20 protein-coding genes are annotated in these 25,158 nt (G+C 56.0%); 9 read left to right on the forward strand and 11 right to left on the reverse strand.

The annotated features are described in order from the left end of the window. Positions 1-205: 205 nt before the first annotated feature. Positions 206-1,546 carry an alginate export family protein gene (locus BFW38_RS00820; RefSeq protein ID WP_139116529.1) on the forward strand — a complete coding sequence of 447 codons (1,341 nt, stop codon included), beginning with the start codon at positions 206-208 and terminating at the stop codon, positions 1,544-1,546. A gap of 317 nt (positions 1,547-1,863) precedes the next feature. After that, positions 1,864-3,348, forward strand: coding sequence for an aldehyde dehydrogenase family protein (locus BFW38_RS00825; protein WP_068996682.1), 1,485 nt, complete (start codon positions 1,864-1,866; stop codon positions 3,346-3,348). 211 nt (positions 3,349-3,559) lie between these two features. Here BFW38_RS00825 and feaR read toward each other — a convergent pair whose 3' ends face one another. Then, positions 3,560-4,498, reverse strand: coding sequence for a transcriptional regulator FeaR (gene feaR, locus BFW38_RS00830; RefSeq protein ID WP_068996683.1), 939 nt, complete (start codon positions 4,496-4,498; stop codon positions 3,560-3,562). Positions 4,499-4,699: 201 nt separating this feature from the next. Between feaR and BFW38_RS00835 the strand changes: the two genes are divergently transcribed. Beyond that, positions 4,700-5,629, forward strand: coding sequence for a helix-turn-helix domain-containing protein (locus BFW38_RS00835; RefSeq protein WP_068996684.1), 930 nt, complete (start codon positions 4,700-4,702; stop codon positions 5,627-5,629). A gap of 29 nt (positions 5,630-5,658) precedes the next feature. On the opposite strand, the gene BFW38_RS00840 is transcribed toward BFW38_RS00835, so the two are convergent. From BFW38_RS00840 to BFW38_RS00855, 4 genes are all read right to left on the reverse strand, one after another. Further along, on the reverse strand, positions 5,659-6,948 hold the full coding sequence (locus tag BFW38_RS00840) for an NAD(P)/FAD-dependent oxidoreductase (RefSeq protein WP_068996685.1): 1,290 nt from the start codon (positions 6,946-6,948) through the stop codon (positions 5,659-5,661). 91 nt (positions 6,949-7,039) lie between these two features. Next, positions 7,040-7,465, reverse strand: a complete 426-nt coding sequence (locus tag BFW38_RS00845; RefSeq protein ID WP_068996686.1) for a Rid family hydrolase — start codon at positions 7,463-7,465, stop codon at positions 7,040-7,042. Between the two features lie 82 nt (positions 7,466-7,547). Further along, positions 7,548-8,684: an ornithine cyclodeaminase family protein gene (locus tag BFW38_RS00850; RefSeq protein ID WP_068996687.1), complete on the reverse strand. Its 1,137-nt coding sequence runs from the start codon at positions 8,682-8,684 to the stop codon at positions 7,548-7,550. A gap of 302 nt (positions 8,685-8,986) precedes the next feature. Further along, positions 8,987-9,907 (reverse strand): LysR family transcriptional regulator, encoded by a 921-nt coding sequence (locus BFW38_RS00855; protein ID WP_068996688.1) that lies wholly within the window; start codon positions 9,905-9,907, stop codon positions 8,987-8,989. Positions 9,908-10,043: 136 nt separating this feature from the next. On the opposite strand from BFW38_RS00855, the gene BFW38_RS00860 reads away from it, so the two are divergent. Continuing rightward, positions 10,044-10,784, forward strand: a complete 741-nt coding sequence (locus BFW38_RS00860; protein ID WP_068996689.1) for an SDR family NAD(P)-dependent oxidoreductase — start codon at positions 10,044-10,046, stop codon at positions 10,782-10,784. 40 nt (positions 10,785-10,824) lie between these two features. Here the strand turns inward: BFW38_RS00860 and BFW38_RS00865 are convergent, their stop codons facing one another. Further along, positions 10,825-11,301, reverse strand: coding sequence for a LabA-like NYN domain-containing protein (locus BFW38_RS00865; protein ID WP_068996690.1), 477 nt, complete (start codon positions 11,299-11,301; stop codon positions 10,825-10,827). 258 nt (positions 11,302-11,559) lie between these two features. On the opposite strand from BFW38_RS00865, the gene acuR reads away from it, so the two are divergent. The 5 genes from acuR (at position 11,560) to BFW38_RS17895 (ending at position 15,995) form a co-directional block, all read left to right on the forward strand. After that, on the forward strand, positions 11,560-12,204 hold the full coding sequence (acuR, locus tag BFW38_RS00870) for an acrylate utilization transcriptional regulator AcuR (RefSeq protein WP_175400910.1): 645 nt from the start codon (positions 11,560-11,562) through the stop codon (positions 12,202-12,204). A gap of 73 nt (positions 12,205-12,277) precedes the next feature. Beyond that, positions 12,278-13,261: an acrylyl-CoA reductase (NADPH) gene (gene acuI / locus BFW38_RS00875; protein ID WP_068996691.1), complete on the forward strand. Its 984-nt coding sequence runs from the start codon at positions 12,278-12,280 to the stop codon at positions 13,259-13,261. A 163-nt stretch (positions 13,262-13,424) separates the two neighbouring features. After that, positions 13,425-14,846 (forward strand): MFS transporter, encoded by a 1,422-nt coding sequence (locus tag BFW38_RS00880; protein WP_068996692.1) that lies wholly within the window; start codon positions 13,425-13,427, stop codon positions 14,844-14,846. Between the two features lie 19 nt (positions 14,847-14,865). After that, positions 14,866-15,666 carry an SAM-dependent methyltransferase gene (locus BFW38_RS00885; RefSeq protein ID WP_068996693.1) on the forward strand — a complete coding sequence of 267 codons (801 nt, stop codon included), beginning with the start codon at positions 14,866-14,868 and terminating at the stop codon, positions 15,664-15,666. 164 nt (positions 15,667-15,830) lie between these two features. Then, the gene (locus BFW38_RS17895; RefSeq protein ID WP_175400911.1) at positions 15,831-15,995 is read left to right on the forward strand and encodes a hypothetical protein; all 165 of its coding nucleotides are present in this window, start codon (positions 15,831-15,833) and stop codon (positions 15,993-15,995) included. Between the two features lie 248 nt (positions 15,996-16,243). Here BFW38_RS17895 and BFW38_RS17900 read toward each other — a convergent pair whose 3' ends face one another. From BFW38_RS17900 to BFW38_RS00905, 5 genes are read right to left on the reverse strand one after another with little or no spacing between them, the layout of a single operon-like run. Beyond that, entirely contained in the window at positions 16,244-16,384 is a 141-nt protein-coding gene (locus BFW38_RS17900; protein WP_175400912.1) for a hypothetical protein, read from the reverse strand. 22 nt (positions 16,385-16,406) lie between these two features. Further along, positions 16,407-19,559 (reverse strand): type I restriction endonuclease subunit R, encoded by a 3,153-nt coding sequence (locus BFW38_RS00890; protein ID WP_068996694.1) that lies wholly within the window; start codon positions 19,557-19,559, stop codon positions 16,407-16,409. Between the two features lie 22 nt (positions 19,560-19,581). After that, complete coding sequence (locus BFW38_RS00895; protein ID WP_068996695.1) at positions 19,582-21,696, reverse strand: RNA-binding domain-containing protein; 2,115 nt, start codon at positions 21,694-21,696, stop codon at positions 19,582-19,584. Then, positions 21,689-23,179 carry a restriction endonuclease subunit S domain-containing protein gene (locus BFW38_RS00900; protein ID WP_068996696.1) on the reverse strand — a complete coding sequence of 497 codons (1,491 nt, stop codon included), beginning with the start codon at positions 23,177-23,179 and terminating at the stop codon, positions 21,689-21,691. The genes BFW38_RS00895 and BFW38_RS00900 overlap by 8 nt, the downstream gene beginning before the upstream one ends. Further along, positions 23,169-24,887, reverse strand: coding sequence for a class I SAM-dependent DNA methyltransferase (locus BFW38_RS00905; protein ID WP_068996697.1), 1,719 nt, complete (start codon positions 24,885-24,887; stop codon positions 23,169-23,171). The genes BFW38_RS00900 and BFW38_RS00905 overlap by 11 nt, the downstream gene beginning before the upstream one ends. Between the last annotated feature and the right edge of the window lie 271 nt (positions 24,888-25,158).

Consider the following 25,158-nt stretch of genomic DNA (forward strand, 5'->3'; position numbering starts at 1 on the left):
GTTCGAAAGTGTTCGGCTGGACGAAGAGGAACATTTGGATTAAGCGGATAGCGGCAGTGTCAGACAGGTTTTCGTCAAAGGGAGGCAAGAGCGACGGGTGGAGGCTCGCTAGCCTGTGAATAGAGACCGTACAGCTTGTGCGTGCGGTCCATTATCACGGGTTCTAAAAACAAGCATAACGACAATAACAATGGACGATGACTTCATGACTCACTTGCCCTCTCGACCGATGCTGTCAGCACTTGCTACAGGCACGTTTGTTTCGCTCGCCTTGTGTGGAAACGCTTCTGCAGTTGAGCTTCACAAGTCAGCGGATACGACCCTCAACCTCAATGTCAACGGTGTCGCCGGGGCATTTCACAGCCAGAAAGGTTATGCCCAGTCGGAAACGGCGAAGGCGGAAGGCCGTGACTGGCAGGAAGGCTTCATTACCTACGGTATTGACCTGACGCATACGCTGTCGCCCAAGGCAGGGTCGCTTTATGCCGATGTGGCCTGGACCTCCAGTGGTACTTGGGGGCAGGGCGATGCGGCAGGCTTTACCACTGGCGATGAGCGTCATACCCATATTGAGCATTTATTCGCTGGCTGGAAGTCTGGTGAGCTGATTCCGGCGTTTGGCACTGACGGGCTCGATGTGTCGGTGGGTCGGCAATATATTCAGATCGGCGACGGGTTCCTGATTGCCGGTGACGCGCTCAATTTCGGTGAGGGCGTCTTAGGCGGAGATTTAGATAGAGGCGGGGCTTACTATCTGGCCGCGCGGCAGTCCTTTGACAACACCGCCGTCATTCGACTCGGCGGCGACCAGGGCTGGCGGGGTGACTTGATGTGGTTGAAATCTGACAACCCGGCACAGGCCAAACCTGAGATGGCGGTCGGCACGTTTGAGCATGTCACCGATGATGCCACACTTGGGGCCACCTACATTAAGGTGCTCGATACCGATCGTGACTTCGCGTTTCTTTATCCCGACCGGGAAGATACCCAGGTCTATAGCCTCTATGGTCACGGCAATGCGGGAATCAAAAACCTGTTCCTATCCGGCCAGTATGCTTGGCAGGAAAAAGGCGACGATAGCGATGAAAACGCTTGGTATCTGGAGGCTGGCTGGACCTTTGACGAAGTCGCCGGATCACCCTACATCAGCTATCGCTTCAGCCGTTATTCCGACGGCTATGACCCACTGCTTTACGGCAACGGCCGTGCGCTCGGTACCTGGTTCCAAGGTGAAGTAGCGGCTAACTACGCTGGGCCGTTTTCCACGAATGCACGCATTCATCAGGTCACACTGTCGGTCACGCCGAGCGAACAATTCAACATCGGTCTGCTGATGTACCGCTTCGATACGCTGAATACCGACTCAGGTCATCTCGATGGTCACGAGATTGATCTCTACGGCAGTTGGACAATCAACGATCACTGGTGGGTGATGCCGCTTTTGGGTCGTTATGATCCTGATCAATCGACTTCTGGCGGCGGTTCACAGCTCGGTGACAGTAGCGCCAACTATTATACCCAGCTGCTGGTTGGATTTAACTTTTAGCGCTTGGTCAACGCTGTCTGTTGATCGTGAGCGTCTTTTGGCAGGCGGCGTTTTGGGCAGACGGCGTTTTGGGCAGACGGCGTTTTGGGCAGACAAAGTCATGCTCCTGGCAGACACGCACAAGCCGTTGGGGGCTTGGCGCATTAGCCTGAACCGCAGACAACGCTTTTCAGTACAGAACCCTTTTCCGGCGTCGAGCTTTTGTGCACTGTCGTTTGTACTCTATAGAGAGCACTTACAGAGCCTACAGAGAGACTCTGCTGGGAGATCCCTCAGTGCCGCATGACTCGACGTTTCGCAAGCGCAGGAGATCGTTTATGAGTCAGGATGCTGTATCACAGGCGGTAGAAGACTTTTTAGCAAGGGCGACAGGCTCGTTCATTGACGGTGCTTTCTTAAAAGAAGGCGCCTCCCGTAATGTGCTTGATCCCTCTACCGGTCAACCGCTGACCCAAGTGGCCGAAGGTGATATCACCCTTGCCAATAGTGCGGTCGCATTAACCCAACAGAGCTTCGAGGATGGTCGTTGGCGCAATATGACGTCGGCGGCGCGTGAACGGATTTTATTGCGCTTTGCCGATCTTGTGGAAGCCCATGCCGATGAGCTGGCTCGGATTGAAACGCTCAATCAGGGTAAGTCGATCAACATTGCCCGGGGTGTTGATGTTGGTTTCTCGATCGATTTTATTCGCTATATGGCGGGCTGGACCACCAAGCTCGAAGGCCGTACTCGTGACGTCTCCATCGGGATGCCAGAAGGCGCCAAGTTTAACGTCTACACACTGCGTCAGCCGATCGGTGTCGTCGCCGCTATCGTGCCATGGAACTTTCCCATGATGATTGCGCTCTGGAAGGTCGTTCCAGCGCTGGCCGCAGGATGCTCTGTCGTGCTGAAACCCGCCTCCGAAACGCCGCTCAGCGTGCTGCGTCTGGCCGAGCTGGCCATCAAGGCAGGTGTACCGAAGGGGGTGTTCAACGTGGTCTTGGGGCCGGGCTCTACGGTCGGCACCTGTCTGTCCGAACACCCGGATGTCAATAAAGTCACATTTACCGGTAGTACTGAGATTGGTAAGCAGATTGGTCATGCCGCGGTCGAGCATATGGCGCACTTTTCGTTGGAACTGGGCGGCAAGAATCCGATGCTGGTACTCGAAGATGCCGATGTTGAGAAAGCCGTTAATGGGGCCCTCATGGGGGGGCTGCTCAACCAGGGACAGGTCTGCGCCGCGGCATCACGTTTCTATGTGCATCGTCGCTTGCATGATCGTTTCTGCGAGCTGTTGGCCAAGGCGATCGATACCATGCAGGCAGGTCCTGGCATCGACCCCGAGGCGCAGGTGAATCCCTTGGTGTCTAAGCGTCAGCAGCAGAGCGTGCAGGGCTATATCGATCGCGCACGTGCTCAAGGTGCCCAAGTGCATGTTGGCAACCCGGTACCGGCCGAAGGCTTTTATGTGTCGCCCACCTTGGTCAGCGGCGCGACCCATGACATGGAAATCGCTCGGGAAGAAGTGTTCGGCCCTGTCTTGACGGTGATCGCTTTCGATGATGACGAAGAAGCACTGAAGATGGTCAATGATAGCGACTTTGGTCTGGCCGCAAGCCTTTGGACTGAGAGCTTGTCCAAAACCATGGCGATGACGCCACGCATTGAGGCTGGCACTGTCTGGGTGAACACTCACGTGACGCTCGATCCGGCGATGCCGTTCGGTGGGCTCAAGATGTCGGGTATCGGCAAGGAGTTTGGCCCGGAAGCGGTCAATGCCTACACCGAACTCAAGTCAATTTGCATCGCTTACTGACCGAGTGCTCGATTTAACTAACAGGCTATTGCTTCAGTTAACAGGGCTATTGCTTCAGCTAACAGCGTACTCGAGCCTGCCAGTGAACACTGGGCCTGGCTCGAGTAGGTTGCGTTCACTGATGGTCTGAACTGAGTTCGCCTCTGGGCATGGTGGCCTTGCCATTGTTTGCTTTGAGCCATTGTTTGCTTTGAGCCATTGTTTGCTTTGATCAGACGGCATATGCCAAGCGCATTCGGCGATATTCCCGGGGTGAGCTTGCAAACTCGCGTTTGAAGGCGCGGCTGAAGTGGGCCGAATCAGTAAAGCCCCATTTGTAAGCAATCTGGGTGATCGAGCGTTTGGCCAGCGTCGGGCTTGATAATTCCTCGGCACAGCGGGTCAACCGGCGACGTTGAACGTAGCGGCAGACGGTTTCACCGTGTTGTTCGAACAGGCGATAGAGCTGGCGCACCGACATGTGAAAGACTTCCGCTAGACGTTCTGGGCTGATGTTCTCTTCATGTAGATGCTGATCGATAAATTGTTGAATACAAACGAAAAGCGTGCCGTCAGCCTGTGCCATGAATGAGGGTGAGAGCGCCTGATGCTGATGGATCGCGGGTAACAGGGCGACCAATGACTCGGGGATACCGCCTTCGCACTCACCCGCAGTCGCGAGCGGCTCGGTCACCATCCGATTGACGACCAATTGCAGAATCTGGCTACTGGCACAGTCCGCAGTGATTTTCATGAACGGAATCGAAGTATCGCCGAAGCGATCGGCGACTTCGCTGCGACAGAGATGCAGGGAGTCATGTTCGATCAGGCCATGGGGAATGATGTCGCAGGCCTTGACTGAATCCATCAGCGCCATCTCGCCCGGACGTAATGTGATGGCCTCATCGTTTTGAACCAGTGTCGCATGACCTTGTTTTTGCACCACTAGGAAGCAGTGGCGGTCCTCATGGTGGCGTTGGGCACGACAACTCGTCATCTTTTCTGCGTTGGTGACGATGTTGGCAATATCGATCCCGCCATTAGATCGCATTGAAATGCTGCCTTGAAAGTTGCGCCGGTCTCGGGGGATTGAGTCGAAATCGCCACATGTTTGCCGTAGGGCGCCAAGCCAGACATCGAAAGGCAGCGAGGTTGCATTTTGAGTTAGCATTGGGTCACCATATTTATTAATATTTTAATGACTTGGTCGACACTAAAGAAAAATATACCTGGGCACCACTATCCATTGGTCAAGCATTCAGTGGTCAAACATCCATTGATCAAGCATTCCCTGGTGAGCCCCTGTATTGATGACAATAATGAATGCAATTCCCACGCCATGAGGCGATCGATGTGTGGGAAGGAGTCAACCATGACGATTATGTTGCACCGCTGCTCTGATGCTGCCGATCACGCCAATCGTTTAGAGGGCTGGCAGCAGGAGTCAAGCCAGATTGAGGCGGGCGCTTTTGTTGGCGAGATTGTTGATGTTGCCAGCCATGAAGTGCGTCTCTTTCGGGAAAGTGCCAATTTGGGGATACACCAGCAGATGCATTTTCCCGAATCGCAGTGGCACCTTGTTACGCCGATACGTTGGTCCAACAACGGGCTGTTTAGTCCTGATGTTGTGACTGTACTGCCAAGCTGTGATCAGTTTTGGAGTGTGGCGCCGTCGAACTACGACTTGCTGGTGGCTTCAATTGATCGGGAGCGTCATGCGTGGCTCAGCCGCGATGAGCATCGGTTGCGGCGGCTCGAGGTACCGCGCGGGTTTGTCACTCAAGTCCGTGGACAGTGGCAGGGGATGACCGATTATCTGCGCCAGCGCCCCGCCCATGAGCTGATGACACCTGCGCTTAAGCAATCTCTGGTGCGCCAGATTGCGGACAGTATCGAACTGCTGTTGAATGAGTGTGAATTGGCTTTGGAGCCGGACATTAGCAATTATCGGACACGACGCTATATTGTCGACCGCTGCCAAGCCATGATCCGCAGCCAGCCCGAGGCGCCACCTTCGTTAATGGCGTTGTGTGCTCAGTTGAAAATTTCACGGCGTACGCTTCAATACAGTTTTCAGACCGAAGTGGGGCAGTCACCGGTCCATTACCTGCGTGCGTTGCGGCTCAACGCTGTGCGCCGGAACCTTCTACAAAACCCGACGCAGCGTCTGGCTGACGTTGCCGCCAGCCAAGGTTTTTTTCATCAAAGTTATTTTTGCCGCGAATACCGACGTCTTTTTCAAGAATTGCCTTCCGCCACTCGCGACCGGGCGCTCAAAGCGATCCGGTCTGAGGTGGCTTGATTAAAAAGCGTGGTGTCGCCTGCGTGATCTCAGAAGCGGCCAAACCGATAGGGATGGGGATCGATAATCGGCTTGTTGTTCATGACCAGATCTGCAGCAAGTTGACCGGCGGCTGGTGAGGTGCCGAAGCCGTGACCAGAGAAGCCGGTCGCCAGTGTCAGGCCCGGCACGTTGGGGACGGCATCAATGACCGGATTCGAATCTGGCGTGATGTCGATCATCCCCGCCCATGATTCTTCGATCGTCATGTTCTGGAACACCGGCCAAGCGGCGGACAAATTACGATACGCCTCTTGATTGAGCCCTTCGTTGATGGGCGGGTCGATGGTACGCACCTGTTCAAAGGGTGATGGACCATTTTTCCAGTGTCTTGATTGCATCAGATCCCGCCAGAAGTGTTTGCCCAACGAAATTCGCAATAACCCTCGTTGTGAGCGGAGCGCGCTCAGATACTTGGCGCCGATTTTCAGGTGATCGAGCGTCAGTGGGGCGTCCAGCGCGCCGCGCTGGGTCACGATAAACCCGCCATCCTTGTGTTTTCTGAACGAGAAGTCCGGTCCGCCGACGGCGGCGTCAGTGGGGCCGTTCATGGCGCCGGTACGAAAGACTGACAGCACCAACGGCAAGGTCGGTAGGGAGATGCCGATGTTGCCCAGGAATCGTCGGGAGCCCATACCGCCGGCTAACAATACTTGGTCGCAGCGGATCTCGCCGCGTTCGGTCACTACGCCGCTCACTTTGCCACCAGAGCGTGTGATATTACGTACGGCGCAGTGCTCGATAATGACCGCACCGCGAGTCATAGCGGCTTGGGCGATGGCACTGGAGGCCAGCGTCGGCTCGGCGTAGCCATCGGAGGGTGTGAAAAGGGCGCCAGCCCAATGCCCTTGGCCACCGGGCACCTGAGCCTCAATTTCGCGGGCACTCAAAATTCTCGAATCCAATGAGAGACTCGAAACTGAGTCAAGCCAGGCTTGATGCTCGGCCAGCTGTTCTGGTGTGCGAGAGAGAAACATGATGCCCGATTGACGGTAGCCTACGTCGCAGCCGGTGCGCTCAGCCATGGCGGCCCAAAGCCGGTCAGACGCCAGTGCCAGCGGGACATCCTCGCCATGTCGGTTGGTTTTCCGGATCCACCCCAAGTTACGGGATGACTGTTCTCCGGCGATGCGTCCCTTTTCTAGCACGGTGACGGCGACGCCGCGCTCAGCGAGTGTCAGTGCGGCGGTTAGACCGATGATTCCACCACCAATAATGACGACGGTGGTTGAGGTAGGACAGTCGGTTGAAGTCTCGATGGGAGCGATTGTGGGTGCCATGAACGCGTCCTGATGAGTCGGTGACCCAAGGCAATACGATCGGGTTGAGCGGTCGCACTACCTTGACTCGAATTAAGGGACGAACTCCGCCTCACTGAACAGAGGTGTCAATCCGTGTGGTTTCGGCGCGTCCGGCGCCGCGGTAGGCGGTCACTTCCAGCTCGACCTTATAGATTTCAGAGCCTAGCGGTGGGCAGGTCACGGTAATGACGGGATCGATCCCCCGCATCGTTTCACCGAACAGTGTCATGACGGTTTCGGTATCGGCTGGATTCTGGATAAAGATCTTCGCCGACACGACGTCGGATAGATCACTGTCGACGGCGGCCAGGCCCCGTTCAATGTTGGCGAACACCTGCTTCAACTGCTCACTGACGTCATCAGCAATGGTCTGAGTGTCTGGGTTACGCCCGGCGGTATTGGACACAAGAATCCAGTTGTCGACGGCCACTACGCGGGAGTAGCTGGCGTGTTCTTCGAATTTGGAACCGGTTTTAACTTTGGTGATCGTCGTCATGGTAGAACGCTCGTGTTGAAGTCAATGAGAAACGGAGGGCACCGGCGCTAGTCCCGATGCCCGAAAAAAGGCGCCGTGACGCTTACTTGAGCGCGGGCTCATCCCACAGATTGAGTGACACGCCGATGCCCTGTTCCACGGCCTTGCGGTAGACGACGGTGGCCCAGGCAACGTCTTCCACGGGCATACCGCCCACCGACATCATGATGATTTCGTCATCGCTTTGACGTCCTGGACTGTCGCCGGAGACGATCGCGCCAAGATCTTCGAGCGCACTGGCTTCCAGCGTACCGGCATGGACCATGTCCATAAACTTCACGCCGACCAGCGGAATGCAGTTGTGGGCGGGCTTGGGGACTTCTTCGTACCAAGCTTCGTAGAGGCCTGTGTTATCAAGTACCTTGCGAACGTCAGGGGCTTCCATACCCGCATCGAAGTTGCACGGTGCGGGCATGGCCATAAACGCCCCAGGTTTGACCCACTCGCGCTTGACCACCGGGTATTGATCAGGATTGCCGACTTCGCCGGAGGCGCAGTAGGTCACGATGTCGGAGCCGCGTACCACGGCTTCTTCGGTGTCGACGATCTCGACGCTGACCTGCGGGTAGTGCTCGCTTGCCCACTCGACAAAGCCGTTGATGTTCTTTTCGCTGCGGCCTTTGAGCTTGATGGTGTCGATGTCAGGGCAGACCGCCATGAACGCCGCCACGCTGGTGCGCCCCATCACGCCCGGGCCCAGCAGGCCAATGACGCGGGAATCTTTGCGCGCCAGGTGACGCGCGCCGACGCCTGGTACCGCACCGGTGCGGTAGGCCGACAGCAGGTTGGCTGACATGTACGCCAGCGGTGCGGCAGTGTCGGGGTCTGTCAGCGTGAACATCAGAATCGAGCGAGGCAGGCCCTTTTCGCGGTTGGCGATGTTGGAGCCGTACCATTTCACGCCGGAGGTGCAGAAGCTGCCGCCGAGGTAGGCCGGCATCGCCATCATACGGCGATCCGCCGTCGGCTTTGGCATCGTCGGGAAGGGCGACTCTTCCGGGAACATGATCATCGCGCCGTGCGAGTCATTGTTTGGCCCGGCCATGCGGTAATCGCCGGTATGGAGCAGGTTGAAGACCTCTTCCATGGTGTCCACGCAGGCGGCCATATCGGTCACACCCGCACGGATCATGTCTTGCTCGGAGAGGTAGATGAAATCGATTTTTGTATTATTGTTCATTGTTAGGCTCTCGATGCGTAGCTTTCGATGTGTAGCTCTCGATAAATGCGTATTCGAATGCAACACAGTTTATAGTGCGTATCGGCACGCACAGGTGTTAGCACAGATCGGCAATTCGGTCTGAATATCGGTCGATAGCGACAATCGTCGCCCCTCTTTTCACCATGCTTTCGATTGGAGTCGCCATGCTTTCCATTGGAGTTGCCATGCTTTCGATTGGAAAAGCAGGGTCATCTCCGGTTATGGATGGGGCTTTGTTTGGCTTTCACGCGGGCCTTGTCAGCTTTGATCCGGTCGCCAGATCAAAGCGCCGATCCCTGGCTGATGGGGCTTGGTGTTTGCCGTAAAAAATTGAGTAATGCTTTAAAGGCTGGCGGGTGTTGGTGGTGACTGGGGTAATACATAAAAAAGCCGGGGAAGGGGGGAGTCCAATCGGCTAATAGCTGGACCAGTTGGCCTGAATCGATCAACTCGTCCACTTGATGGGCAAACTGATAAGCCACTCCCGTTCCGGCCACGGCTAAGGTCGGCAGCATGGCGGGCTCATCGACAATGATCGGCCCCGTCACGGTGACTTCTCGATGGTCTGTGCCGTGCTCAAATTCCCACCGATATGGTGAAGCATCACTTGGATTGCGATAACACAAGCAGCGGTGAGCCAATAAATCAGCGGGATGCTCGGGGGTTCCATAGTGGGCGAGGTAGCTCGGGGAGGCCACGACTTTCATTTCCAGATCGCCACTGATCGGTACGGCAATCATATCCTGGTGTAACTTTTCACCCAGCCGGATCCCCCCATCAAAGCCTTGGTCGACGACATCGACTAACTGATCTTGCACAACCACATCGACCTGTACCTCGGGATATTGCTGTAGAAAATCGGCGAGGATAGGTGCGAGATACTGGGTCGCTGCAATGCGTGATGCATTCAGTCGAATCCGGCCGGAAACACGCCCCACGGCAGCTGCCGCTTCGGTTTCGACATCTTCCAGTACCGATAAGGCCGGGGCGATCCGTTGATACAGTCGTTGCCCAGCCTCCGTCACCGACACGCTCCGAGTGGTGCGATTAAACAGTCTTAAGCCCAGGCGAGTTTCCAGCGTTTTCACAATTTGGCTCAGGGACGAAGCCGGTAACCCGAGATGGGCTGCGGCACGGGTAAAACTGCCATGTTCTACAACCGCACAAAAGGCTTTGAACTGATAGAGCTGGCGGCCACGCATTTATGTCTCCTTTTCAACATAGTTCATGTTCATTATGGCGTATAAAACTTATAGCCCCTAGCCGTTACAGTGAGGTCATCTCGAATCGTTTCCACACCGAGAAGGTCATCAACCTCAACGAGGAAAAGGCATTGTTATGAACCGTTTTGAAGGCAAACGTATCTTGATTACTGGCGCCACCCGAGGCGTTGGGCGGGCAGGGGCGCTTAGAATGGCGGCTGAGGGCGGCGAAATTATTGCGACCGGGCGGGATGCGGCTGAACTTGATCGGCTGCGCCAATCCCTGCCTAGCCATGCCACTGTGCTGCACAATGATGCTGCTGACCCCGCTGCGGCTGAAGCGTTAGCGATGCAAGTTGCCCAAATCGGCCCTTTAGATGGCCTTTGGTTGAATGCCGGGTTTGCTTGTGTGGGGGAGATTGATGCGGTGACGTCGGAAAGTTTTGATCACTTGATGAATGCCAATCTTAAAGGACCTGTGCTGCAAATGGCGGCGCTTAAACAGCATCTGAAAAGCGGGGCCTCAGTTGTCTTGACCAGCTCGACATCCACTTATGAAGGCGCGGCTGCGGCAAGCCTTTATACCGCAGCTAAAGGTGCGCTTGTCGCTGTTGCTCGATGCTGGGCCAGTGCATTGGGGCCAGAACAGATCCGTGTGAATACCCTTGTGCCCGGCCCCATTGATACCGGATTTCGCGACTTTATGCCCGCTGACTTTCGCGCTGATTTTGAAACCGGTGTCCTGAGCCGGTTGGCGCTGCCGCGCATAGGCACTGCTGAAGAAGCCGCGGCCGTTGCCGCCTTCCTGCTTTCTGATGATGCGGCTTTTGTGACCGGTAGCCAATATGCGGTGGATGGTGGTTTGACCATGATCTAGTGATGTCGGGCGGGGATCTAGCGGGAGGTCACTGACCTTGTCACCCTAACAACAGCTCACTTTCGATGGGGTTAAATTGGCTGGCCGCGTGAATCAGTGACTGGGCGGTTAATTTAGGCACGCCGTAAACCTCCACACGTTTGCCGTGGACTTCACGAATCTTGCGGGCCAGCAAGTCGAAGTCGCCATCGCCAGAGGCCAGCACGACCACATCGGCTTGCGCCGCATACTCAATGGCGTCGAGGGTGATGCCGACATCCCAATCGCCTTTGGCCGAGCCATCGGCGCGCTGGATGAATGGCTTCAGTTTGACTTCAAAGCCAATCGTGCGCAGCGTATTTTGAAACCCTCGTTGTTTAGCATCGCCTCGGTCGATGGCATAGCAGCGTGCGGCCAGCACTTCTCGACCCGCGGTGACTTTGGTCCAGAAACGACGGTAATTGAACTGCTTGCCGTAAGCATCGCGCACGGTGTAATAGATATTCTGAGTGTCGACGAAAATCGCGACGGTGGTCATGGATTACGTTCCCGTAGTGGTCGGTCATGGCCGATTGATCGTCGGTTGTGATTGAGTCGTATTTGAGTGCTTGAGCTCAGTGCCTTTAGCTTGCCCCGCAGCGGTTGTCGAGACAAGAGCTTTGTTTCCTCTGCACGATAGGCGATACGACGTGAGGCTTCTTTCTCGTTCGCGGCTGCGGACAGGTCAGCTGATCAGCAAGGAATTAAGAGGATATCGCGAATTTGACATTATAGACGGTCGGTCTAATATGTGACTATGATTAATTCTAAGCCCAGACGCGGTCGCCCTCCCAAGGTTGCGCGCAGTTTTGATGACACTCGTGAAGCACTGCTGCAATGCGGTATGGAAGTACTGACGGAGCAGGGGTTTGCCTCTACCGGTATCGATGCCGTGCTGAAACGCGTTGGCGTTCCCAAGGGTTCTTTCTATCACTATTTCGACAGCAAGGAGGCTTTCGTCCAAGAGGTGATCAAATGCTATGCCGACTACTTCGCGCGTAAGCTGGATCGCTGGTTGCTGGACGAGAAAGTGCCGCCCCTGCAGCGTATTAGCAACTTTATCGAAGATGCTAAGACAGGCATGACAAAACACCAGTTTCGTCGCGGATGCCTAGTCGGTAACTTGGGGCAAGATGTCGCTGTTCTGCCCGCTGCTTTTCGCCAACAGCTGGAGAGCATTTTGCTCGACTGGCAAAAACGACTCGCCCAATGCTTGACTCAAGCCGATGATCAAGGGCAGCTCCGGGAGGGGAGCCACTGTGATGCGCTGGCTGCTTTTTTCTGGGTGGGCTGGGAAGGCGCCGTACTGCGCGCAAAACTGGTTCAGAATACACAACCGCTTGATACATTTGCGGCCGGTTTTTGGGCCGCTGCGACAACGCCATCATGTGTTAACGGGTGATGTTGAACTCGTGAATTTTATCGAGTTATTTTTTTAATTATTTATAGACGATCGGTCTAAAAAGGAGGCGCTTATGTTTAAGGCAGTGTTGATTGATAAGAGTGAAGACAACTATCAAACGAGTCTGACCGAGCTGGACGATACTCAACTCCCTGAGGGGGACGTGACGGTTAAAGTGGACTACAGCACCTTGAACTATAAGGATGCACTTGCCATCACTGGCCGCAGCCCGATCGTCCGAAAATTTCCGCTGGTGCCGGGGATCGATCTCGCTGGCACTGTCGAAGCCAGTAGCCATAAAAGCTATAAAGCGGGAGATCGCGTATTACTCAATGGCTGGGGTGTGGGTGAAAGTTATTGGGGCGGGCTGTCTCAGAAAGCTCGGCTGAACGGTGACTGGTTGATTCCAATGCCCGATCAATTGAGCTCGCGTCAGGCCATGGCCATCGGGACTGCGGGTTACACCGCCATGCTCTGTTTGTTGGCCTTGGAACGTCACGGCGTGTCCCCAAGTCATGGTGAGGTCCTCGTGACCGGTGCCAATGGAGGCGTCGGGAGTTTCGCCATTGCGTTGTTGGCCGATCTAGGTTATTCGGTGACAGCCTCAACGGGCCGTCTTGATGAAGCGGATTATCTGAAGCGCCTGGGGGCTACTACGATTATTGATCGAGCAGAACTGAGTGGTCCTGGTCGTCCTTTGGCCAAGGAACGGTGGGCGGGTGCGATTGACTCTGTGGGCAGCCATACTCTAGCCAATGTGTGTGCTAGTACGCGTGCCGATGGTGCTGTGGCGGCTTGTGGTCTTGCCCAAGGGATGGATTTTCCGGCGACCGTCGCGCCCTTCATCTTGCGCGGCGTGAGCTTGCTGGGTATCAACAGTGTGACCCGCCCCTATGAAGAACGGATCACCGCTTGGCAACGCCTGTGCTCTGATTTGGACCTGGCTCGACTGGATGAGATCACACGAGAGGTTGCGCTTAGTGAGGTCATCGATGCTGCCGATGAGCTGCTCAACGGCAAAGTGCGAGGACGCCTGGTCGTCGATGTGAATCGCTGAACCCTCAATACCGCGCTCAATATGCTCCGGGGAAGAAGGGATTGCTCTGACATTGCCTCTTCCCTGTAGTGCATAGGTCACTGTAATGAAATTCAGGCTTGACTTGAAGTCGACTTGAAGTTGCATAGTCGTTGGCAACTTCACTTCAATCAGGATCAAGCCCATGAAAGCAGTGGCTCACCCGTTGGATAATCAATTGGCTTTAGTCGCACTGGCTGGCTCCATGCTACTGGCCTCACTTGGGATCAGCGTCACAACAGTGGCACTGCCAACGCTGGCTTCGGTTTTCTCAGCATCGATACAGCAGGTGCAGTGGGTCGTGCTCGCCTACCTGGTATCGCTGACGGTGGCTATCGTCTCCGTAGGGCGTATGGGGGATCTGTACGGAAATCGTCGTGTACTGCTTTCTGGCCTGTTGCTTTTCACCTTGGCCACGGTCGTTTGTGTGGTCGCTCCGAACCTAGGTTGGCTCGTTGCGGGCCGGGTGGGACAAGGTTTGGCTGCTGCAGTCCTGATGGCATTGCCAATGTCGCTTACCAAAGGCCTGGTCGCCAAGGAGCGTATGGGGACGGTGATGGGGTTGCTGGGCACTATGTCGGCAATCGGTACGGCGCTGGGGCCTTCGCTCGGAGGGGGGTTAATTGACCTGCTGGGTTGGCGTTCGATCTTTGTTTTGTTATGCCTGTGCGCACTGGGTGTGATGTTCATTGTGGTGGTGGGCATCCCCAAGGAAAAAGGATCGACTACCGCGACAGTCCGTATGGATTCAGTCCGTATGGATTGGGCGGGCAACCTATGGTTGTGCTTGGCGCTGTTGCTTTTCGCGATGTCTGCCACCGGGGGACAAATGGGCATGGCGCTCCCGATCTGGGGGCTACTGATCTTGGCCGCCATTGCGCTGGCAGTGTTTGTCGGCGTCGAGAGGCGAGCCGACCATCCGTTGGTGCCCTTGGCCTTGCTCGGTCGCCGAACGCTTGCCTCTTCGTTGATCATGAATCTCATTGTCAGCGCCATCATGATGTCAACGCTGATAGTCGGCCCCTTCTACCTGGTGTATGGCTTGGGATTGAGCGAACTGATGACCGGCATTGTGATGGCCTTAGGCCCTGCTGCTGCGGCGCTATCGGGTATCCCCGCAGGCCAACTCACTGACCGGTTTGGCCCTGATCGAACTCTACTTACGGGGCTGGTGCTGGCAACAGGGGGATTGATCAGCTTCGCACTGCTGCCTATTCGAATCGGGGTGCCCGGCTATGTGATGGCGCTCATATTGACAACGCCAGGCTTTCAACTGTTCTTGGCCGCCAACAACACCGCCATGATGGCCGATGCGCCAGACACGCAACGGGGCATGATCTCCGGCCTACTGGGTCTGTCGCGTCACTTGGGTTTTATGACCGGTGCATCACTGATGCCACTGCTTTTTGCCTCACTGTTGGGTGATCAGGGTGTGACCTTAAGTACTTCCTTTGCCATTGGTGAAGCCTTCACCTTTACCTTTCTTTTGGCAGCAGCCTCGCTCGGATTTGCCATGGTGGCCTTCTTCATGGGGAAGAAGCGCCCAATATCCATGTCGATTTCATGAACTCATCAAGGAGAGCATCATGACTGACACAAGCTCACACCCTCTTGCAACTCAAGTGGTTGGTGAACCTCTGCCTACCTACCTCAGCGGTCAATTCCATCTCGTCAGCACGGGTATCGGCGATGCAGGCAACATTACCGTGAACGCCCAGGAGGTGCTCCGCCGCGCCGATGTTGTCTTTGGAACCTCTCGTTTGCTGGAGACCTTTGCGGATCTCCTCAAGGGCAAGGCGCTTCACGATGCCGGACATGGCCTCTTTATGGATTTGGTCCGCAGAGACACGCCAGCCGAGCACGCCGACGCGATGGAAGCCGAAGTGAGGCAAATCATTCGTCACGCCGCGGCGCAAGGCAAGCGCATCGCTGTGATTGACTATGGTGACAGCATGATTTTTGGACCGCAGGCTGGCTTCATCCAAGAGTTCCGCGACCTCAACCCGATCGTCATCCCGGGCGTATCGAGCTTCAACGCCGCCAACGCGGCTTTAGCATGCGATCTCATGAGCGGCAGCGCGAGCCGGTCAGTCATACTCTCATCTGCTTTTGATGCCCTCAACGACGATGCCGACACCCTACAGCGCCAAGCGCAAACCGGTGCCACCCTGGTCTTTTTTACGATGCGATCACAGTTCGAATCATTGATCGAGCGCTTGAAGCGTGTACTGCCTGGCGACACCCCCCTCGCAGTCGTCTGCCACGCTGGCCGAAGTGAACAGCACACCGCCGTGCGTGCAACTTTAGACACCGCTGTCGCTGCACTCGAAGGGCAGAAACTGCCATTCGAACACCTCGTTTACGTGGGTGACTTCTTGATGGATTGAGAGGAGAGGAAAACACCGACGCCGAATCCTCCTGGCACCGGGTAATCCTCGCGCTGTAACCGATGCGCTGGAGGGCCGCGGGTGATCAGGGCCGAACGACAGACACGATAGAATAGCGAGGCCGCTGCTATAATCATGTTTTTGGAATTCTGAGGGGCCTTGTGATGGTTCGTAAAACCTCAACCGGCAAAGTCACTGTGTCACGCGAGCGTATTTTGCGCGCCGCGGCCAGCTCAAGTGCGATTGAAACCGGAGAGCGTACCTCTGTGATCGAGCAACGTCTCAAGCGCCGCTCGCGTCGTTTTGCTAAGTTGCCCCTGGCTTTCTGAGGCATTTTGTAGGCTACCGCTCCCCCTTACTGCGCCTCCAAAACATCTTGAACCAAGCGCTTAATGTACTGATAGTCACCATCCCGACCGGTCTGAATCGCTTTAAAATAGTCATCTTTATGCTCATTCCGAAGGCCGTAATCCAGTGGTTGAGCCCACGCTTTTACGCATATAACGTCCAGCGCCCTCACTGCCTGCCACCACGTAACGCTTCATCAATAGTCCTGCCGGAATGCTTTTGACATAGCTTATACTTGTGGATGTACCACGAAACCATCGGCGACTTCTCGGCCTGTGGCTTGTGCCCCACGCTCGTTCAGGTAAAGCGTGGGCGTGTCGTCAGTAAGGAAGACGCGGATAGACGTTGGGCGGACCTGAGGCGATGTCATACACACTCCAAAACGGTGATGATCAGGATGACCATTGATTCGACAGCAGCTCGGCCTGCCGGAGAATCAACTCGATGACTTCGGACGATTTGTCCGGTGGGTATTTGTAGCGCTGCAGCGTTCGGCGTACCAGAATCCGCAGCTTGGCACGCACGCTTTCGCGCACCTGCCAATCGACGGTGGTCGAGCCGCGCAGCTTGTGGGTGACTTCAACCGCCAGTGCCCGCAACTTATCGTCACCCAGCTCTCGTACCGCGCTTTCGTTGGTGATCAAAGCGTCGTAAAACGCGATCTCGTCGGGGTTCAGGCCCAGCGCCTCGTCGCGCTCCATATCGGCCTTGAACTGCTTGGCCATGGCGATCAGTTCTTCGATCACCTGGGCCGTTTCGATGCCGCGGTTGTTGTACTTGCGCAGCGTCTCCTGAAGGCGATCAGAGTACTTTTTCTCCTGCACGGCGTTAGTGCGCGTTTTGGCCTTGATGTCATCCTTGAGCAGTTTCTCCAACAGCTCAACAGCCAGGTTGCGATACGGCATCTGGCGCACGTCTTCGAGAAACTCATCGGAGAGCAGCCCGATATTGGGCTTGTCTAGCCCGCAGAGCGCGAACACATCCGTCACATCGTCGGCCACCACAGCGTTATCGAGGATCTGCTTGAGCGCGGAGTTCTTCTGCTCCTCGCTCAGCGAGCGGTTTGTGCTGGTGTGCTTGACCAGCGCCGCCTTGATCGCCGAGAGAAACGCAATTTCTTTGTGCAGCGCCTTGGCTTCATCCAGCGTGCTGCAAAGCGAGTACGCCTTGGTGAGCTGCAGCACGGTATCGAGAAAGCGCTTTTTGCCATCGTCCAGGCTCAGAATATAGTTGGCCGCTGGCGGCAGCAGTTTATGCGGCGCCTCTTCAAAGCCGCTGTAGTCGAAGCCATCGCGGTTGGCGCCCTTGGCCAACATTCCATGGATGATATCGAGCTTCTCTTCCAGCACCGCGAAGGCTTCCTCGGCGCTGTAGGTGGGCTGGCCCTTGCCGCGGGAGTCGGTGTAGGTCTTGAGCGCGTTTTTCAGCTCGTTGGCGATGCCGATGTAATCTACCACCAGCCCGCCCGGCTTATCCTTGAACACCCGGTTCACCCGGGCGATGGCCTGCATCAGGTTGTGCCCCTTCATGGGCTTGTCGACGTACATGGTATGGCAGCACGGCGCGTCGAAGCCGGTCAGCCACATATCGCGCACGATCACCAGCTTCAGTGAATCAGCCGGGTTCTTGAAGCGCTTCTCCAGCCGTTTCTTGGTTTTCTTGTTATAGATGTGGGGCGTTAGCAGCGGGCTGTCGGCGGCCGAGCCGGTCATGATGACCTTGATCGCGCCCTTTTCCGGATCGTCGTCGTGCCACTCGGGGCGCAGTTTGACGATTTCGTTATAGAGCTGCGCGCAGATGCTACGGCTCATGGCAACGATCATCGCCTTGCCCTCGACGATCTCGTTGCGCGTCTCGAAGTGCTCGACAAGATCCGCTGCGATGCGCTGCAAACGTGGCTCGGTGCCCATCAGCTTTTCGAGGCGGCTCCACTCGCCCTTGGTGCGCTCCCGCGCGCCGGTATCCTCTTCGTCCTCGATGACCTCGTCGACCTGCTCGGAGAGCCGGTTGATCTCGTCGCGGTTGATATCGAGCCGCGCCAGGCGGGATTCGTAAAAGATGGGTACAGTGGCTCCATCGTCCACGGCGTCCTGGATGTCGTAGATCGAGACGTAATCGCCGAAGACGGCTCGGGTATCCTTGTCTTCATTGGCAATCGGCGTGCCGGTAAAGCCGATGAACGAGGCGTTGGGCAGCGCATCGCGCATATGCTTGGCGAAGCCGAATTTATAGGTGCCATCCTGCTTGAGCGTGGCTTTCAGGCCGTACTGGCTGCGGTGGGCCTCGTCCGAAATCACCACGATATTGTGGCGGTCATTGAGGCTCGGGTGGTCGCGCTCGTCGTCTAGCAGGGCAAACTTCTGCACCGTGGTGAAAAGGATACCGCCAGATTCACGCTCGGCGAGCTTCTGGCGCAGGCTCTCGCGGTCTTCGGCCTGGATTGGGTCCTGCTTGAGCAGGTCGCGGGCGCTGCTGAAGGTGCCAAACAGCTGACCGTCCAGATCGTTACGGTCGGTCACCACAATCAGCGTCGGGTTGTGCATCGCCGGTTGCTGCAACAGCTTACCTGCATAGCAGACCATCGAAATGCTTTTGCCTGAGCCTTGGGTATGCCACACCACCCCGGCCTTCTTGCTGCCGGGTGTGACCTCGTCACCGTAAGTCGCGCGTTTCTCGCCCACGCCTGCCGCAGGCGCTTCAGCGGCGATCACTGTCGCCTTCACCGCCTCGCGTACGGCGTGGAACTGGTGATACCCGGCGATCTTCTTGATCACCCGCTCGGCGTCGGTCTCGAACAGCACGAAGTAGCGCAGATAATCGAGAAACAGCGCCCGGTCGAAAAAGCCGCGCACCAAAGTTTCCAACTGCCACTCCAGCAGCGGCTTATCGTCTTCATCCTTGATGGTGCGCCACGGCATGAAGCGCTCCTGATCCGCCGTCAGCGACCCCACCCGCGCGGTGTAGCCATCACTGATGATGAGCGCTTCGTTGGTGACGAACAGATCAGGGGTTTCCGTCTTGTAGGTCTGCAGCTGATTGAAGGCACCGGAGATATCGGCGGTTTCGCTGCTCGGGCTTTTCAGCTCGATCACCGCCAGCGGCAGGCCGTTGATAAAGCAGACAATATCAGGTCTACGGGGCTGCTTGCTGCCCTGAATCGTGAACTGATTGATGGCGCGGAAACGGTTGGTTTTGAGGCGCTCGAAATCGATCAGAAAAGCGTGGTCATACACGACCTTGTCATCGCGCTTGTACTGCACCGGCACACCATTGAGCAGCCACTGATGGAAGGTACGGTTACTGAGCACCAGATCAGGGCTTTGCGGTTTACTGACCTGCGCCACGGCTTGTTGCACGGCGTCATCCGGCAGCTGCGGATTGAGCGTTCTAATGGCCTTTTCGAGATCACCGGGCAGCAATACCTGCTGGTAATCGTCGCGCTCCGGCGTGGCGCCATCGTGGGCGATGTTCGGCCCGTGTGCAGTTTCCCAGCCGTTTTCGGCGAACCATTCAAGGCAGAGCTGCTCCAGTTGATCTTCGGTCATTCATGGCACCTTCGACGGCATCTCAAAGGTCGCGACTTGATGCCCGCGTCATATACGCCTGCATCATGTGAGTCGGAACTTGAGGAAAAGCTTGAATCAGTAGTCGGTTCTGAAGCATTTTCTTCAGATACTGATTGCGTAATGTATCCGGTTCTCTTTTTACTAGTTCAGCCAGGCACGCGCGCGTGATGTAGTGGCCACTGCACAAGTCCAGAAGAACCTTTTCGAACTCCTCGGGGGCTACCCGTTTTTTCTGACGCGGGAAGCGGGCCATGTATTCCAGTTCATTTCTGAAAGCGGGAGACAACTTTTCAAGGTCATGGATCATTGGCGCTGGAAGGTCAGGCGTCAGCAACCGCCCGTATTCATCGTAGTGTTCGTGATCTACGTTGGTCTCGTTACCTACAGAGCTCTCCGTACTATCTACGGAGCTTGCTTCGTTATCTACGGAGCTTGCTTCGTTATCTAAAGAGCTCGCCGCGTTATCTACGAAGCTTGCTTCGTTATCTACAGAGCTGGCGTCGAAAGAGGGTGATGCAGAATTTTGAGCGCAATCAGCGGTCCCGTATTCGCTGTCGTGATCTTCTACCAGTGTGGATGCCACGACGCCGCCAAACACCTGCTCTGGTGTAGGCAAGCTTTCCCCCGGCAATTGGTAGACCGTGCCACGGCCATGCCCGGTAGGGGTCAAGAAGTCCTGTTTTGCCAACTGTTGCAACGTCGCGGTTACATCACGGGCATGCTGCGTAGTGATTTCACAAATTCTGGTATGCGTGATGACTTGCTCTGTGACGGCCGTCGCCAGAATCAGTCTTTCAAATTTGGAAAGACGCAGAAAAGTCTCGCCAAATATCCCGCTCAGCTGATCCAGCACTCCCTCGGGGAATAGCTCCAGCATTCTCAGTTCCAGGAGCGTCTGCTGAGGCTCCAGCTTTTGATAGAGCGCCGGGCGCCGCCAATGGCGCCAGTCCCAACCGCTGTAAATCTTAGGTAATCCTGAACCTGCGCGCTCCCCAAGACCGATCATCAAAAACATCTGGTGCATGATTCTGTTACGGCAATCCGACAAACCGCCTCGCACAGCGTCTTCCTGCGGAATGCGCATATCACCAGGGTTACGGAATCCGAACATATCCGGGCGCTTGACGACCAATACCGGTACGTTACCCGAATAATCGGCGTGCACCAGTGTATTAATAAGGGCTTCTCGAATGGCCTCGTGGACGGGCGTATCTTCCCGACGCTGCCCTTCCGAGAGTTTGAAAGGCACCTTGAGGTCTTCAGTCAGCTTTCGGTAAACACGTCGATAAAAGTCAAACAGGTTACCTGACCAGCTGCCATCCGGTACCAGACGGTCCACCCAGCGAAGCTCCGTCTTGGCCTCGGGTCGCTCCTGGTAGTCCACAAAATAGTGCGGGGCGGCTTCCTGAATGGCTGGCCAGCACCCAAACATGAGCAGCCCCGCCAGTGTCAGCCCTTCTTCTCCCGTTGAGCGGTCTTTCCGCCAGCCGCGCAGCTTTTGCAAGAAGGTTTTGTCGTCGAGTTCGAGGTAAGGGTGGCCCGGCTTGGCATCCATGAGCATCTGGCGGTAGACACGCAAACTATCCGGCTCGATGTCCTCCATACCGAACCCCTGCAAAATACGGGCGTCGCGTTCGTCCTCGGCCTGCTCGGCCAGCATTCGCCGCACCACCTCACTGCTTTGCAACTGATCGGTACTGTTAAGGCGCCGGTACGTTCCAACCAGAGGGTTGCCCTTGATAAAAACAGGCTTGTTTTTGCGGGTGGCCACCGGTACGTGAACCTGAACCAGCGTTTTTCCGTCAATTTGCAGCGTCTTTACATACTGACTCTGCAAGATATTGGCGCTGGCTTTTTGAGGGTTGTTAAGCCCGGTCCACAACTCATCAATGACTTTCTGGGGATCAGCGACCCCCGCCAGCTCGAAACGATGCCCCGACTTTTCGGCCACGCCAAGGAGAATATCGCCACCCTGCGTATTGGCGAACGCGCTATAGGTTTCCCAGAAATCCTTGGGTAGCGCACCCTTACCATCACGCCCCTGAGCCAGCTTGCACTCGACATCCACGCTTTCACGCAGCGCAATGATGTCTTCCAGCGAGGCGATCTCAAGCATCGGCCACCTCGGCCATTCGCGCTTCGGCGTCGGAAATTGTCAGCTCGCCGGAGAGGAGTTTGGTGAGGAGGGTGTCGCGTAATTCGGCTAGTTTTTGAGACTGGTTAATATTTTTAGCTTGTGCGGTGAAAAGTGGTTGCGCTTGGCGCGCGTAACGAAGTGCCAATGCTTCGCAAGGTGCCACCACGTCCATTCTTGCAACCTGCTTGGGCTGTGCCCTTTGTCTACTGCCTGTAGAACCAGTGACGCTGGCTATAACGCCTTCCTGAAAAGGGGAGGAGGAGATCACTCCAGCGATGAAAGCTCTTAGCTCCTCAGACTTTGGGACAAACTGCATAAACTCTGTTGAACAAATAGCAGACTCGTTATCCAGAGGCTCGGGCCACCATACCCGAGAGGTGCCCGGGTTGAGCTTTGAGATAAGAACGGAAGTCTTTTTAACTTTATATTTTCCACTTTTAATGCTTATACCTGCATCCAAAGCGGGCGCTTTTCCTGCATCAAAGGCCGGAATGCTGTAATGCTCCCATATCTTTTCTGGGTTATCTGAAGGCTTAATAGAGCTGGAATCTAACTTGGCGAGTTTATCGAACGGTGTTACTTCCCACCCCTCCGGTATCTCCCCCAGCTCACTCGCCTGCATCGCCGAGGGAAACAGCGCGGCAGTTTCATACAGCTCGTTGTAGCGCTTGGGGTCTGCCACGCGCAGAGCATCCAGCTTATCCACCGTCTTGCCTGAAATCACCTGCATCGCGGCGCGGTTCATGTAAGATTCCAGATCACCCAACGCGGGCGACTGGTCAAACTCGGCGGCGTAGCAGACGGGGGAGGCGGGTTCATTCTCCGGCTGGAGCGCCTGCCAGCGCTGGCGCGCGGCGATCTTGGCCTTGACCGGCTCGAAATCAACAAACCAGCTTTTGAAGAGGGCCTGGGCCATCTCCTCGAGGGTTTGGTTGATTTGGTGGTTGAGAGTGACCTTTTCCTCAACTGCTTCAAGCACTGCCACCAAATTTTCCCTAGCCGGAGTTAACTTAGGCACAGGATATGAGAGAAAGTCCTCCCTACTTAAAGAGAGATTGGTTGTCCCCATAGCTCTAGCACGACAGTAGGCTTTGTATTGAGGAGAACGAAGAACCCAGTAAAGGTAGTTTTTTGGCGCATCATTTTCTTTGAAAACCAGCTTTACCGTATCTTGAGTCATGCGCCCTAAGGAGATTCTGTCGGGAACGCGTGCGACAGAGCCTAGGAGATCTCCAGACTGGGTAACATCCTTTAAAGACACATAAATGTCGCCTGGATAAACTAGAAGCTTTTCCGAAGTATGGCCGCCGTAAGTTCTTAATTTATCATCACGAAAACCTCCCTCCCGTGCGATCGACGCAAGCCCCAAAAGATACGGCCCAGGCTGATCAAGAAGGGCACTTTTGTATGTGTTTCCACGCTGAAGAGTCACAAAGTCATCGATACATTGATCAGATGCCATAACCCAGCCCCCCAAGATTCCGTTTGATCTCTGCTTCCAGCCGGTCACTTTCCTCGAACTGGTCTTTCAGTTGCGCGGTCAGTCGCGCCATCTTGTCGGCAAAGGGCTCGTCGTCCTCTTCCTGCGCGGCGGCGCCCACGTAGCGACCCGGCGTCAGCACGAAGTCGTGCTTCTCGATGGCGGCGAGATCTTTTGAGGCACAGAAACCGGGGACGTTTTCAAAGGCGTCGGTGCGCTGCCAGGTATGGAAGGTATCGGAGATCCTGGCGATATCTTCACGGGTGAAATCGCGCAGTACGCGGTCGCGCATGTAGCCCTGCTGGCGGGCGTCAATAAATAGCACTTCGCCTTTACGTCGACGTTTCTCGACGCCGTTGGGGGAGAGACCGCCGGTCTTGTCGCGGGTCAGAAACCAGATGCAGGCGGGAATCTGGGTGTTGGTAAAGAGCTGGCCCGGCAGGGCGACGATGCACTCGACGAGATCCTGTTCGACCAGGCGGCGGCGAATCTCGCCCTCACCGCCGCTGTTGGAACTCATTGAGCCGTTGGCGAGCAGCAGTGCCATGCTGCCCACCGGGGCGAGGTGGTGCAGCATGTGCTGCAGCCAGGCGAAGTTGGCATTGCCCTTGGGTGGGGTGCCGTACTGCCAGCGTACATCCTCGGCCAGCGATTGGTGCCACCAGTCCTTGACGTTGAACGGCGGGTTGGCCATGACGAAGTCGGCGCGCAGGTCGGGGTGTTGGTCATCGAGGAAGCTGTCGGCGTTTTTCTTGCCGAAGTTGAAGTCGATGCCGCGAATGGCCATGTTCATGGCCGCCAACCGCCAGGTGGTGGGGTTGGATTCCTGCCCATAGATAGAAACGTGTTTTTTCTGCTCGGCAGGGTCGTAGTGGTGCTCGCGGGCGTGCTCTTCGATGAACTTGTCCGATGAAACAAAAAAGCCGCCGGACCCCATCGCCGGGTCATACACCCGGCCTTTGTAGGGCTCCAGCATCTCGACGATCAGCGAGACGATGCTTTTGGGCGTGTAGTACTGCCCGCCCTGCTTGCCTTCGGCCAGGGCGAACTGGCCGAGGAAATACTCGTAAACATGGCCGAGAATGTCCTTGCTGCGCAAGCTGAGCGGCTCGCCATCGAGCGTCGGCTGGGTAAAGGAGGTGTCCGAGAAGGAGTTGATCAGCCCGATCAGCTTGTCGTTATCGACCTGGAAGCGGCTGATGCCTTCCAGTACGCCCTTGAGCTTGTCGTTGCTTTTCTCGATGGCCTCCAGGGCGTTGTCGATCAGCCAGCCGACCGAGCGCAGGCGCACGTCTTCGCCCTTGCTGTTCTGCCATAGCACCGAGCCGGTGGGCAGTGCTGCTTTTTCTTTCAGCGTGCTCCAGCGCGACTCTTTCGGCACCCAGAACACGTTGGCCTCGCGGTAGTAGTCAAGAATTTCCAGCTCATCATTGAGCGCCTGCTCATACTCGGCGTCGCTGTCGAAATCCTCGCGCGGCAGGGAGTAGATGTTGTCGTCGGCATCGTTCTTGAACAGTTCGAGCAGCTCGCGTTGGCGCTCTTCAAACGCATCGGAGACGTACTTCAAAAAGATCAGCCCCAGCACCACGTGCTTGTAGTTGGCGGCGTCCAGGTTGTTACGCAGCTTGTCCGCGGCTTTCCAGAGCTTCTCATCCAGTTCGTGCAAAAATTGTTGTTCAACGCTTGGCATGAATTACTGACTCCCGTTCAATCATGTCGTTATGTTACTGCAGTGCTGTATGTGGTGCCATGAGTCAGGGGCGCGAGTGAATCGATAAAAGGTTAATGGCCCCATTATTGGGCCCGTTTCTCGGCATGTACGGCCTGCCATACTTAAACCGCCAGAAAAGAGGTATAAAACAGAAAGCCCGCTCATAAGCGGGCCAGGGGGATGCGGCTGCTCAGTGCCCGTATGGCGTTGTGAATTCGATCCACGAGTATCGACACCGTGCCTTGGAACA

Origin of the sequence: Terasakiispira papahanaumokuakeensis, from assembly GCF_001709345.1 — a bacterium.
Classification (GTDB): domain Bacteria; phylum Pseudomonadota; class Gammaproteobacteria; order Pseudomonadales; family Halomonadaceae; genus Terasakiispira; species Terasakiispira papahanaumokuakeensis.

What these genes read in the sequence shown, in the direction of transcription:
- BFW38_RS00820 (WP_139116529.1), top strand. Translation starts at nt 206, where the DNA reads ATGACTCACTTGCCCTCTCGACCGATGCTGTCAGCACTTGCTACAGGC.
- BFW38_RS00825 (WP_068996682.1), top strand. Translation starts at nt 1,864, where the DNA reads ATGAGTCAGGATGCTGTATCACAGGCGGTAGAAGACTTTTTAGCAAGG.
- feaR (WP_068996683.1), bottom strand. Translation starts at nt 4,498, where the DNA reads ATGCTAACTCAAAATGCAACCTCGCTGCCTTTCGATGTCTGGCTTGGC.
- BFW38_RS00835 (WP_068996684.1), top strand. Translation starts at nt 4,700, where the DNA reads ATGACGATTATGTTGCACCGCTGCTCTGATGCTGCCGATCACGCCAAT.
- BFW38_RS00840 (WP_068996685.1), bottom strand. Translation starts at nt 6,948, where the DNA reads ATGGCACCCACAATCGCTCCCATCGAGACTTCAACCGACTGTCCTACC.
- BFW38_RS00845 (WP_068996686.1), bottom strand. Translation starts at nt 7,465, where the DNA reads ATGACGACGATCACCAAAGTTAAAACCGGTTCCAAATTCGAAGAACAC.
- BFW38_RS00850 (WP_068996687.1), bottom strand. Translation starts at nt 8,684, where the DNA reads ATGAACAATAATACAAAAATCGATTTCATCTACCTCTCCGAGCAAGAC.
- BFW38_RS00855 (WP_068996688.1), bottom strand. Translation starts at nt 9,907, where the DNA reads ATGCGTGGCCGCCAGCTCTATCAGTTCAAAGCCTTTTGTGCGGTTGTA.
- BFW38_RS00860 (WP_068996689.1), top strand. Translation starts at nt 10,044, where the DNA reads ATGAACCGTTTTGAAGGCAAACGTATCTTGATTACTGGCGCCACCCGA.
- BFW38_RS00865 (WP_068996690.1), bottom strand. Translation starts at nt 11,301, where the DNA reads ATGACCACCGTCGCGATTTTCGTCGACACTCAGAATATCTATTACACC.
- acuR (WP_175400910.1), top strand. Translation starts at nt 11,560, where the DNA reads ATGATTAATTCTAAGCCCAGACGCGGTCGCCCTCCCAAGGTTGCGCGC.
- acuI (WP_068996691.1), top strand. Translation starts at nt 12,278, where the DNA reads ATGTTTAAGGCAGTGTTGATTGATAAGAGTGAAGACAACTATCAAACG.
- BFW38_RS00880 (WP_068996692.1), top strand. Translation starts at nt 13,425, where the DNA reads ATGAAAGCAGTGGCTCACCCGTTGGATAATCAATTGGCTTTAGTCGCA.
- BFW38_RS00885 (WP_068996693.1), top strand. Translation starts at nt 14,866, where the DNA reads ATGACTGACACAAGCTCACACCCTCTTGCAACTCAAGTGGTTGGTGAA.
- BFW38_RS17895 (WP_175400911.1), top strand. Translation starts at nt 15,831, where the DNA reads ATGGTTCGTAAAACCTCAACCGGCAAAGTCACTGTGTCACGCGAGCGT.
- BFW38_RS17900 (WP_175400912.1), bottom strand. Translation starts at nt 16,384, where the DNA reads ATGACATCGCCTCAGGTCCGCCCAACGTCTATCCGCGTCTTCCTTACT.
- BFW38_RS00890 (WP_068996694.1), bottom strand. Translation starts at nt 19,559, where the DNA reads ATGACCGAAGATCAACTGGAGCAGCTCTGCCTTGAATGGTTCGCCGAA.
- BFW38_RS00895 (WP_068996695.1), bottom strand. Translation starts at nt 21,696, where the DNA reads ATGCTTGAGATCGCCTCGCTGGAAGACATCATTGCGCTGCGTGAAAGC.
- BFW38_RS00900 (WP_068996696.1), bottom strand. Translation starts at nt 23,179, where the DNA reads ATGGCATCTGATCAATGTATCGATGACTTTGTGACTCTTCAGCGTGGA.
- BFW38_RS00905 (WP_068996697.1), bottom strand. Translation starts at nt 24,887, where the DNA reads ATGCCAAGCGTTGAACAACAATTTTTGCACGAACTGGATGAGAAGCTC.